This window comes from Patescibacteria group bacterium, assembly GCA_041660565.1.
Lineage (GTDB): Bacteria > Patescibacteriota > UBA1384 > CAJBMM01 > CAJBMM01 > JBAZWC01.
Genome location: JBAZWC010000002.1, coordinates 18,724 through 29,957, shown reverse-complemented (window position 1 = coordinate 29,957; position 11,234 = coordinate 18,724). Strand labels below are relative to the sequence as shown.

Here is an 11,234-nt window from a genome sequence, read left to right as displayed (position 1 = left end):
TTTTGTCAACCTTCTTATTTTCTTTGTCATTTCGACTCGGGAAGGGTGTCAACCCGACCACGGTGGAGAAATCTTAGAAAAGAATCCCTTCCGGTTTTTCTTGGAGATTTCTCCAACAGCTCGGCAATGCTCGCAGGGTCGAAATGACAGGTGCGATCTACTCCCCACTACTCACCTTAACCTTAACCGGTCTGAGTACTTTATCATTCAACATATAACCCGGTTCAATTATGGCAAGGATTTTATCCGGTTCCAGCTCTGATTTTTCGGTCATCAACGCTTCGTGAAAATTTGGATCAAATGTGTCGCCAATCGCAACTTTAATTTGGTTTACACCGCATTGGTTTAAGACAGTTTCAAATTGTTTTTCAATTGCCTTAATACCGTTAGCCCAATTGGTCCAATTAGCTGATTCGTCGGTTGGAGTGTGCTCTGCGGCGCGCATAAAATTGTCAAAAACCGGCAAGATTTGTTCTACAATGTCGCTGTGAGCGTAGGATAGTAGCGATTTGCGATCTTCTTCGTGGCGATTTCGCATATTTACTAAATCGGCCTGGGCGCGTTGCCATCCGGCCAAATATTCGTTCGCTTTTTGTTCGTATTCATTAATCTCGGGTTTAACTTTTTTAGGCATTTTTCCTCCGTTTGTCAGCTTCAATTATGGCAGAAAAAGATGGTTTTGTGTAGGGGTGTAAGGGAGTTTAGGGGGATTAGGGGTGTTGGGACGTGAATCCGGAAATTAAATAAAAATATCTACGGTTTGTCATTTCGACTCCTCGACATTCAAGTCGAGGGTGGAGAAATCTCCAGAAAAGACTGGAAGGGATTCTTTCTCAGATTTCTCCAACATAGTCGATTTGACAATCTCCTAGGGTCGAAATGACATATTATTTTCCGGATTCACGGGTTGGGGGTTTGACAATAACGACGATCCGTCCTCCGTCTTCTGTCCTCCGTCATCCGTTTTCTGATATTGTAGAGCTATGAAACTGCGAGATCGGCTTAATCTGATTTGTTTTTTGTGTCTCGGATTTATTGGTGGCTGCGTGGTAGCCGAATTTGTACCCGCCGGTCTGCCACTTTTTTGGCTTGGCTTAGGGCTGTTGGTTAGCTTGGTGCTTTCTTGGCCAAATCAAAGGGTGCGTATTGGAATAATTGGTGTAATTGGATTGATTGGCGGAATTGGATTATGGCAAACGAATTTTAACCGCTGGAACGTGAATCTTCCAACCGGATCTGCCATGCAAATTACCGGGCATCTTGCTACGCCGCTTAACGATGGTTTGTATAATAAACAAGCAGTCTTAACTGTCACCAACATTCCATCACACCCGCAGATTCTGGCCTATTTCCCGCAATCCGCCACCCTAAACTACGGTGATGAAGTCAAATTCTCGGGCAAATTATCTGAAATTACCGCTACCAGTAAATTTGATGGTGCGCGATATTGGCGGGTGCGCGGTGCGAAATACCAAACCACAATCACTCAATTTCAAACCACCAGTACTAACCGCGGCAATCCGCTGACTCACTATCTTTATCAATTTAAAGATTACATTAAGTCACGCAATCAAATTGCTTTGCCCAACAACGAATCCGGTTTGTTGTTTGGATTGCTATTTGGCGGATCGGGGTTGTTGCCCAAAGCAATTACCGACCAGTTTCGCACCCTCGGCATTTCGCACCTGACCGCCGTTTCGGGCTATAACTTAACCATTATTAGCTTGTGGCCAATAGTGTTGGCCGGTTTGGTGCACAAAAAATGGGCGATTGGTTTTTCCGCAGCGCTGGTCTTGCTGTTCGTAATTTTTACTGGTGCGCCATCATCTATCGTTCGCGCGGCGGTAATGGCATGGGTGATGCTGTTGGGTAAATTGATTGGTCGTGCGCCACACAGTTTGCTACTTATCTGTAGCGTGGCCACTATTATGGCAATAATTAATCCGTTTGCGGTTAAAGATGACGCCGGATTCATTTTGTCGTTTTTGGCATTTTTTGGTTTGGTTGAAATCGGTCCGATGCTCTATCCTAAAACCAAATGGCTACGGCTAGACAGCTTGCGTTTGATATTTAGCCAAACCGTGGGCGCCCAAATTGCCACCTTACCATATTTGCTCGGTGCATTTGGTCAGCTAACCATCATCTCACCTTTAAGTAATTTGGTTATTTTGCCACTGATTCCACTAATGATGTTAGTTGGATTGGCGGGAGTGATTTTGATGGCTATTCCGCTAAAAATTACTTTAATTACCAGCTCAATTTTGTACTATCCGTTGCATGGGTTTTTGTGGGTGATTGCCTTGGGGAGTCAAATTCCCTACGCATCATTTACATGGCAAAAAGGCGGGTTATTCCCGTGGTATTTGGCAATATTAATTTTTATTTGGTGGAGTTTATCGAAAAGACAAATGTTTAGAAAATCCGTAGGGGCGGTTCATGAACCGCCCGCGGGCAATTCGTGTTAACCTCTGGTTTCCGAAGTGAAACGAGGTATTGCCCCTACGATGCTCGTGAGATTTACTTATGATTTAAGGAATCTGGCGGCGATTTCGGGCATTACTGTTTCGATAGTCATATCGGTGGCTAGTTCGTAACCACCGTAGGTGGAAAGCCGTGGTGTAATTTCCAAATGCCAGTGGTAGGTCATTTTTTGGTGATAATCAAAACTTCGTGAAGTGTGGATAAACCAGTTTAGGGGTGGATTACTTAATTTTTGGTCAAACTGTTTCATAATTGATCGCAAGGCTTCGGCAACTTGTTTCAAAGTTTTGTCAGACGCTCCGGCAAAAGTGGACAAGTGGTCGGTAGGGATAATCCAAGTTTCAAACGGAAATCTGGGTGCGTATGCGGTCACGGCCACCGCGCCGTCATTCTTAAAAACAACACGCGAATTTTCTTTAAGCTCAAAAGTTAATAAATCACAAAAAACGCAGTTGCGCTGATGGTGAAAGTACTGTTCCGAGCCCATAAATTCATTGAGTAGTCTGGGTGGCACTAAATTATTGCCAAAAAATTGAGCGTGAGGATGATTTACCGAAGCGCCGGAACCCAAGCCGTGATTGTAAATAGGGGTAAACGATCGAATACTGACGTCTTGTTGATAAAATCGGGTGCGATCACGCATCACCTGTAATAAATCCGCTAAATTTTTAGACGATATTTTATTCAGTGCATCATTTGGATTGGATAATATAATCACCTCGTGAACACCTTCGGCCGAGTTGTCGGAGAAAAAATCGTGTCCGGTCTCTTCAATATTAGTTTCTTTGGTAAAAGCGGGGAATTTATTTGGAATAACGTAAATATTTTTACTACCAACGCGGTCTAGTCGTTCGTTCCACGCCGAACCGCCAACACAAAAGAAACATTCTTGGTCGTGCAGCAGGGCCGCCGAAAAAGGCCGTTTATTAAATTCTTCGGGGCGTTTGGCGCGTTCAGGTGCCACCACCACCCATTCCCCGGTAACAATATTTTGACGAATTCTGGGCATAACTTTATTCTAGATTAAAAAGTGTGCGGTGTCATTGTGGATGGCAGAATCCAATACGTTTTGTTTGGCGATAATGAAAATTTGAAATTTGAAATTTGAAATTTTTAAACTTTTTTAATTTTGAATTTGTTTCGTATTTCGTGCTTAGTGCTTCGTATTTTGTACTATAAACTCTGGTCGGACTGCCAAACCCGCAAGATAGCAGTGAGTTATCGCAATGGCCAAGCCGTCCCACGCATCGTCTAATTTAGTGCGTTCGGTGTCTAATTGCATAATTTTCTTAACCATTTCGCGAATCTGCTTTTTATCTGCCTTGCCGTAACCGGTAATCTGCTGCTTAATCTGCATTGGCGTGTATTCAAACAATGGTGCGCCGGCTTGTTCGGCGGTAAGCAAAATAATGCCGCGCGATTGCCCAACGGCAATGGCAGTGGTAACGTTTCGGGCAAAAAACAGTTTCTCGGTGACAATTAAGTCAGGTTTAGCAGACCTGATTAATCCGGTAAGTTGACCGTACTGAACTAACAAGCGTGCCGATGCGGTTTGATCTTTGTCGGTTTGAATTGCGCCATAGATGGCGTGATGATATCCGCACACGATTTCGCCGTGATCACATTCAATCATCCCGTAGCCAATAATGGCGGTACCCGGATCAATTCCTAAAATTCTCATTTTCCTCCTTGTTCTTCCCTGTGGTGTAGGGGCGGACTAGCATGTCCGCCCGCTTTGTGGCGAACCTAATCCGACTTCACATTGTAGTATAACCTCTAAACCGAACGAATAACATATTGACATTCTATTCTATATGTGACAATATGCTAATACTGATACTGTGGCAGCCTCTCATTTTAGTTAATGAAAGGACATTGCAATGCCGGAAGTACCTGACCGTGTTCGTGTCGTTATCACGTGGCAGAAGAATGAGCGCTGGAACAGGAAACCTGGCTCCAGCAACTGCGTTGCAGCTCACGGCAACGTGATCGTTTTCCCGTCGGACCTCGGATATATCCCCCCAGAGGATTCCGGGGCGGTGGCGCGAAAGAGGTATCCTGTTGTTGGGGATTCGGAGGATTGCATTCTTGTCCCTGGTCCATCCGGGAAGACGTACTTCGCTTTCCCAGTCATGGATCAGGGTGATGTCGTCGAGGTTATAGTATGCACAACATACGATATCGACGGTAATGTGCTGACTCTCGCTGATGGATATCGGCTCGGTGGGGTCACCAAGTCCCCCGACGGACGAATCACCATCGTGTTGAACCCAACCAAGTAGCATGCCTTTGACGACGCCCTTCGGCCACCCGGCCGGGGGCGTTTCACCAACCACAAAGGAGACTGACGTGGTGGTGCAAGATCAACAACTGGTCGTTCGTTTTACGGTAACGTGGGGCGATAACCCGCGTCGCCATCTCCGTCACAACCCCGGTACAGATCCTGTCAAGGCCTTTTACCTGCGGGCGGCGGTTTTCCCGTCCCGCCTTGGAGACAAACCCCCGACGGGATTATCTGCCAAAACCAGAACACAATACCCCACAGTCGGGCAGGAGGAAGACTGCGTGCTGGTAAAGATGGGAACTGTCTACTTCGCCTACCCGGCAAAAGGTTAGGCTTCGCTTTTATCAACGTCCCCGTGGCCAGTATGGCACGGGGCGTTTTCTTTACATATTTGACAAAGCGAATATAAAAACAGACACTAAAGGCGTAAGGCCAACTTGCACTGATGATTCATATCACGGGAGAAGGTTATGCAAGCAATACCCGCCTACATTCTTTGGCACCCAGATGGTACGGGCGTCAAGAGTGCGTTCCAAGGACGACCAGTTGTCCCCGCCCCCATCGGCGTGGAACCGCCCGCAAGCGCCATCGGCGCTACTACCCGACATTGCAGCCTGACTCCGGGTAACCGAGACAGGTGCATCCTGACCTATGATCTGGACGCGCGGGAATACACCGCGTATCTGGCAGAGCAGTAGCCCGCCCGCACTAACGCTCCCGTGGCCTGTATGGCACGGGGCGTTTTCTTTTGTCAAAAATTCGAAAGGCGTTAGGGATTTTAGGGTGGTTAGGGGTTTTGGGGAACCATTTGGCTCTCCCAATGACCCTAACTCCCCCAAGCCCCCTAAACGCCCTTACTATCCAACGTTTGTTGCTACTTCGGTGACATCGTCTAGTTCATCTAATAGTTCAATTAATCTATCTAATTTTGCTAAATCTTCATCTGATAAAATATGCGGAGTTTTGGCGATCCATTGCAACTTGGCGTCATCCACCGTCAATCCCGCATCAAGTAGACCCTGACGGATTTTTTGCAGATCCGGTACGGCGGTGATGACGCGGGTTAGCCCTTCATCGCTTTCAACATCGTCTGCGCCTTGGTCTATGGCAATTAGCTGTACTTCGTCTGATTTTTCCGGTGCGTGCGAAACGATAATCTCGCCACTATGCTTAAACAAGTACATCACCGAACCAGCTTCGGCAATGCGGCCGTTCGCCTTGTTCATTATCGCCCGAATGTCGGTATATGTTCTAAGTTTATTATCAGTCAAAGCGGTGATAATCATGGCAGATCCGCCTGGGCCGTAGGCCTCGTAGGTCAGCTCTTCTAATTTATTGGCTCCATCACCTTTGCCCGATCCGCGCACAATTGCTCGTTCAATGTTGTCTTTGGGCATACTGGCCGCTTTGGCTTTTTCCACCGCCAGGCGCAGTTTGAAATTAAATTCCACATCGCCACCTTCACGTGCGGCTACGGTGATCATATTGGCAATTTTGGTAAACGCCGCTCCACGTCTGGCGTCGGTAACGGCTTTCTGATGTTTGGTGGTGGCCCATTTAGAGTGTCCGGACATTTTAGACTCCTTCCTTAACACTGTTTATATACCACATTTTTCGATGGCTGTCATTTATCGGCACAGATTGGATAAATTAGTTGAATTGGTGTCATTGGATTGCTTATTTAACGATTATTTGGTATGATATGTTTATGTCAATTAACTATGCCCAAGTTCTGGCAAAAAAAGAACGAAACATTAGGGCGATTTATATCGGTAGCTATATTCCCCGCCAATGCGGTATCGCCACCTTTACCAAAGATCTAACCAGTTCTATTAACGTACTAAATCCGCTTTGCTTGGCGGAAATTGTGGCAGTTAATCCGCCAGAAAATCATTACGATTATCCGTGGGAAGTTAAATTTCGGTTTGATCAAAATGACTGGAAAACTTATACCGATGCGGCAAAATACATCAATCAATCTTCTGCCGAGATCGTGTGCTTAGAGCACGAATTTGGGCTGTTTGGTGGTCATTATGGCGAAAATATTGTTAAATTTTTGAAACTATTAAACAAACCGATTTGCGTTACTTTTCATACCGTTTTGCCTCATCCGGATGACTCTCTGAAACATGTCGTACAGCAAATCGCAGAGGTTGCCGAAACTATTATTGTAATGATTAACGCTGCCGCTGATCGATTAGAACAAGACTACCAAATCGATCGTCATAAAGTGGTGGTGATCCCTCACGGTGTGCCAGACATCACTTTTGCCATCAATCCGCCAGCCAAAGGTAAATTTAGATTAAAACATCGCACGGTAATGTCTACGTTTGGTTTGATAAATGAGGGCAAAGGCTTGGAATATGCTATTAGTGCTATTCCGGAAATTATTAAGACCGTGCCGAACTTGATTTATTTGGTGTTGGGAGAGACGCATCCGGTGGTCAAGCGCCAAGAGGGCGAGAAATATCGTCGCAAATTAAACAAACTGGTTAAAGATTTAGGAATCAAAAAGCACGTTCGATTTGAAAATCGATACCTAACCTTAGACGAACTGATATCATATCTTCAAGCGACTGATATTTATGTCACCCCATATTTAAACCCGGAGCAAATTACCTCCGGTACCTTGGCATACGCGGTTGGCGCCGGGCTACCTTGTGTTTCTACCCCGTATATTTATGCGCAAGAAGTGTTGGATGAGAATCGTGGAGTGCTTGCAAAATATCGCGACAAAAATTCGATAGCCAAGGCAGTGGTTAAGCTGGCGACCGATAAAAACTATGCTCTTAAAATTCGCCGAAATGCCTACGCTTATGGCCGTCAGATGACATGGGACAATGTGGCGTTAAAGCATCTCGATTTATTCACTAGTATTTGCGACAAAAATAATTGCGAACAGGTAAAATGAAATTAAACCGGTTTTCTCAAGTTAAAATTCCGTCAATCTATTTTCTGAAAAAATTGACCGATCAAACCGGTATTGTTCAACACGCTCGATATGATGTACCGGATTTGCGCTATGGGTACTGTTTAGACGACAACGCTCGAGCGTTGATTTTTGCATCGCGCTGCCAGCAGATTGAGCCTAAAAACAAAGAATTTACCTCGTTGTGCAGTATTTATTTAGGATATATTAATTTGTGCCAACGCGAAGACGGCAAAATGCATAACTTTGTTAGTTACGATCGACATTTTGTAGATGATATCGGTTCTGAAGATTCGTTTGGGCGCGCAATTTGGGGATTAGGTGAGGCATGCGAAAACTTGGTGGATAAATCGCAAGCAAAGTTAGCTGAAGAACTATTACTGGCTAGCTGCGTTCATATTAAAGAGCTAAACGCTCCTCGGGCAATTGCCTATGCTTTGTGCGGATTATCAGCATATGTGCGAAAAAATCCTGATTTTGAGCAGGGGAAACAAATTATTAAGCACGGATTGATTCATCTTGAAAAAGGGTTTGAACGATATTCAACAAATAACTGGCCGTGGTTTGAAAATATTTTAGCCTACTCAAACGCACTTATTCCGATGGCGTTGCTAGGGGGTGGACAGGCGATTAATGATCAAAAAATGATCGATCTGGGGATTAAATCTTTAGACTGGATACTATCTCAAACTGAAATGGCACTGGCTGACGATATTAAAGTGGCCGCACCAATTGGTAGTAACGGCTGGTTTGTCAAAGATGGGGAGAGAGCATTTTTTGACCAGCAACCAATAGATGTTGCTCTGACTATATTGGCCTTGAAACAAGCCTATTCCGTCACAAAAAATAAAAAATACTTAAACTCGGCCAGACTTTGGTTTGATTGGTTTAGCGGTAAAAATATGGTTGGTTTAGAGGTTGCGGACCCAAAAATTGGATCATGCTTTGACGGTCTGCATAGTAACAGTTTGAATCAAAACCGTGGTGCCGAATCTACTATTATGTATTTGTTGGCAGCGTTAGAGATGGCCATGCCAAACAAAAATTCGAAATAAATATCAAATATAAAATTCAAAGGTTTAAAAATTAAAAATTGGGATTTGTGATTTTTTTCGTGCTTCGTGCTTCGAATTTAGTGCTTATATCTCAACCTTTACCTGATGTGTCTTACCATCGGCCATGTCTGGTACCACATTTCCGTCAATTTCCGTTCCGTCAACAGAGATCTTAATCCGCTTATGGCGGTTTTTTGATTTTATGAAGCTAATTTCGTATCTGGCGCCGCGAAAATCTCGTGTGACATTCCAGTTTTTCCATGATTTTGGTACTGCGGGCAGAATCAACAATCCCTCTAGTGTAGGACGAACGCCTAAAATCCAGTCTGTACAGGCGCGGTAAAACCAGGCTGCGGAACCGGTAATCCAGGTATATGACCCTTGGCCAAACTTAGGGTGTGCCGGGCCGTACATGTATTCGGGATAAACGTATGGCTCAGATTTATATTTAGGATCTTGGCTTCGGGTGATGAACGAAGAGCGTCGCCATATTTCAAACGCTTTATCACCACGGCCAAGCACGCTTTCGGCAATAACCGACCAAGCGGCCGGGTGCAAAAAGATGGTGCCATTCTCTTTGGTGCCGGGGGTAAATTGGGCAATAATTCCCAAATCGGCATTTTTGGCGGTAAATGGCGGCAGAAAAATGGCCGGACCAAACGGAGTCATTAGTTTTTTCCATACCTGATCCATGGCGGTTTCGCCTCGAATTTTATCTGCCACTCCAGACATAATTGGCCACGTTTGCCCGTTTAGGTGAATCATTCCTTCTTCATTGGTATGGCTTCCGATTTTTTGACCGTTATCACAGGTGGCACGCACATACCATCGGCCGTCCCACGCGTATTTATTTAACGCGTTATTTAAGCGATCAAAATGCTTTTGGTAGTGGTCATATGCCTCTTGATTGTGTCTGGCTAGCAGGATTGGCAATAAATCTTGAATGTTGCGGCAAATTTGATTCGCCACCATCATCGATTCGCCACGACCATCGGTTGATCCGCCTAAAGCATCATTCCAGTCTGCGGTCTGGCGTAGGCTAATGCCGCGCTTGCTTACTCGCACCAGTGAATAATCGATCGCTTTAATCAGATGATCATATACTTCGCCTGAGCCGCTATCGTAATATGGTACTAGCTCGCTCAAAAACGACAAATTGCCGGTTTCGTTAATGTAATTTAATATTGCCATCGCCAGCCATTGCGGATCGTCGGAATGATGGGTAACCTCGCCTTTTTGATTAAATGTATTCCAGTTATGCACCGTCATGCCGTTATTAAATTGATGGGTCATTAGACTGGTTAGCTTTTGTCGGTACAGCTCGGAATCATGAGGCAAAATACCAAAAATATGCTGCGATTCGTCTCTAAAACCGTAGGTGCCGCTGCCGGAGATATAATAACTGTCCATCTCGGACCATTGCGAGGTAACCCAGCATTGATATCGATTCCAAATATTTACCGAGGTGTTAAAACTGGCGTCAGGCGTTTCTACAATTAAGTGATTATTATAGTCTTCCCAATATTGATGCACTTGTTCAAGCGCTTTTTCAACCGAGCTGTGACTAAGATATTTTTGCCTCAATTTTGTCGCCTCGGCTTCTTTTTCTACTGCGCCGCAAATTACATCAAAATCTACCGATTCGTTTGCGTCCAAAGTGATATCAACGCACAAGTTGCCAACTGCGTCTGCACTATCGCCGGTGTGTTCCGGCAAAACGCCATCCATCACCATTTTGGGCGAGTTCAAATATTGGTACTCACCCAAAAACTTCTCGCGCATACTTTCGTAGCCATCAACCGGTATGTTTAAGGTGGTAAAGGCAACTTTGTCCCATGGCATAATTTTGCCTTCCGGGTTGGTCCATCGGGTTTTGGTGGCGAATAAAATATTTTTAGCGAACCAGGTTTTGTTGAATAGATTAACAAAGCTACGGTCAATGATGTCACTGTGAAAATCACCCAAAGTCCATTCATTATAAGTGTAAAGCCTAAAAGTACGCTTGTGTGATGAGTGGTTAACCAAATTAACCATCCAAAACTCAATATTATCATCAGTCGGGACAAAATAGGTGATTTCGCTGTCTAATAACCTAGATGAAGTGCTAATTTTGGTGTAGCCCAAACCAACTCTGGCTTCAAATTTATCTACCTGTTTTAACATTGGTTGCCAGTTTAATGACCAAGTGTTGCCGGTTTCGAGTTCGTGGACGAAAATGTAGCGGCCCGGACGATCTTCAAAGATTTCGTCGCCGGGATGCTCACGGGTAATGCGGTTGTATCCCGGATCGCCGATAAATGAATAACCGCCGCCAGTTTGTGAACAGATGGCGCAGTATTTGCCATTAGTTAAATAGTTAATCCACGGACGCGGCGTATCTGGGCGCGTGATGATGTATTCTTTGCCGTCCGCCGAAAAATGTCCCCACTTACCCAACAGTCCCTCCTCTTACTTATATTCTAGCTGAATGTGTGTAAAATTGCGA

At 44.9% G+C, this 11,234-nt stretch carries 10 protein-coding genes; 5 read left to right on the top strand and 5 right to left on the bottom strand.

All coding sequences use genetic code 11. From position 1 onward, the window contains the following. Nucleotides 1-157: 157 nt before the first annotated feature. A complete protein-coding gene (locus WC773_02705) occupies nt 158-634 on the bottom strand; it encodes a nucleotide exchange factor GrpE (protein MFA6082294.1) in 477 nt (158 codons plus the stop codon). 349 nt (nt 635-983) lie between these two features. Here WC773_02705 and WC773_02700 point away from each other — a divergent pair, with 349 nt between their 5' ends. After that, on the top strand, nt 984-2,465 hold the full coding sequence (locus WC773_02700; GenBank protein ID MFA6082293.1) for a ComEC/Rec2 family competence protein: 1,482 nt from the start codon (nt 984-986) through the stop codon (nt 2,463-2,465). 56 nt (nt 2,466-2,521) lie between these two features. Here WC773_02700 and galT read toward each other — a convergent pair whose 3' ends face one another. Both galT and ruvC read right to left on the bottom strand, forming a co-directional pair. Next, entirely contained in the window at nt 2,522-3,490 is a 969-nt protein-coding gene (galT, locus tag WC773_02695) for a galactose-1-phosphate uridylyltransferase (protein MFA6082292.1), read from the bottom strand. A gap of 144 nt (nt 3,491-3,634) precedes the next feature. Beyond that, nucleotides 3,635-4,162, bottom strand: coding sequence for a crossover junction endodeoxyribonuclease RuvC (ruvC, locus tag WC773_02690; protein ID MFA6082291.1), 528 nt, complete (start codon nt 4,160-4,162; stop codon nt 3,635-3,637). Nucleotides 4,163-4,361: 199 nt separating this feature from the next. On the opposite strand from ruvC, the gene WC773_02685 reads away from it, so the two are divergent. Further along, nucleotides 4,362-4,763, top strand: a complete 402-nt coding sequence (locus WC773_02685; protein ID MFA6082290.1) for a hypothetical protein — start codon at nt 4,362-4,364, stop codon at nt 4,761-4,763. Between the two features lies 1 nt (nt 4,764). After that, nucleotides 4,765-5,097 carry a hypothetical protein gene (locus WC773_02680; protein ID MFA6082289.1) on the top strand — a complete coding sequence of 111 codons (333 nt, stop codon included), beginning with the start codon at nt 4,765-4,767 and terminating at the stop codon, nt 5,095-5,097. 525 nt (nt 5,098-5,622) lie between these two features. Here the strand turns inward: WC773_02680 and WC773_02675 are convergent. Continuing rightward, nucleotides 5,623-6,339 carry a YebC/PmpR family DNA-binding transcriptional regulator gene (locus WC773_02675; GenBank protein MFA6082288.1) on the bottom strand — a complete coding sequence of 239 codons (717 nt, stop codon included), beginning with the start codon at nt 6,337-6,339 and terminating at the stop codon, nt 5,623-5,625. A gap of 134 nt (nt 6,340-6,473) precedes the next feature. Between WC773_02675 and WC773_02670 the strand changes: the two genes are divergently transcribed. Then, on the top strand, nt 6,474-7,676 hold the full coding sequence (locus WC773_02670; protein ID MFA6082287.1) for a glycosyltransferase family 4 protein: 1,203 nt from the start codon (nt 6,474-6,476) through the stop codon (nt 7,674-7,676). Next, entirely contained in the window at nt 7,673-8,749 is a 1,077-nt protein-coding gene (locus tag WC773_02665; GenBank protein MFA6082286.1) for a hypothetical protein, read from the top strand. Before WC773_02670 ends, WC773_02665 begins: the two co-directional genes overlap by 4 nt. Nucleotides 8,750-8,833: 84 nt before the next feature. Here WC773_02665 and WC773_02660 read toward each other — a convergent pair whose 3' ends face one another. After that, nucleotides 8,834-11,185 carry a hypothetical protein gene (locus WC773_02660; GenBank protein MFA6082285.1) on the bottom strand — a complete coding sequence of 784 codons (2,352 nt, stop codon included), beginning with the start codon at nt 11,183-11,185 and terminating at the stop codon, nt 8,834-8,836. Nucleotides 11,186-11,234: the final 49 nt, after the last annotated feature.

Coding starts and splice junctions, on each gene's coding strand:
- galT (MFA6082292.1), bottom strand. CDS start 3,490: ATGCCCAGAATTCGTCAAAATATTGTTACCGGGGAATGGGTGGTGGTG.
- WC773_02675 (MFA6082288.1), bottom strand. CDS start 6,339: ATGTCCGGACACTCTAAATGGGCCACCACCAAACATCAGAAAGCCGTT.
- WC773_02670 (MFA6082287.1), top strand. CDS start 6,474: ATGTCAATTAACTATGCCCAAGTTCTGGCAAAAAAAGAACGAAACATT.
- WC773_02680 (MFA6082289.1), top strand. CDS start 4,765: ATGCCTTTGACGACGCCCTTCGGCCACCCGGCCGGGGGCGTTTCACCA.
- ruvC (MFA6082291.1), bottom strand. CDS start 4,162: ATGAGAATTTTAGGAATTGATCCGGGTACCGCCATTATTGGCTACGGG.
- WC773_02705 (MFA6082294.1), bottom strand. CDS start 634: ATGCCTAAAAAAGTTAAACCCGAGATTAATGAATACGAACAAAAAGCG.
- WC773_02700 (MFA6082293.1), top strand. CDS start 984: ATGAAACTGCGAGATCGGCTTAATCTGATTTGTTTTTTGTGTCTCGGA.
- WC773_02685 (MFA6082290.1), top strand. CDS start 4,362: ATGCCGGAAGTACCTGACCGTGTTCGTGTCGTTATCACGTGGCAGAAG.
- WC773_02665 (MFA6082286.1), top strand. CDS start 7,673: ATGAAATTAAACCGGTTTTCTCAAGTTAAAATTCCGTCAATCTATTTT.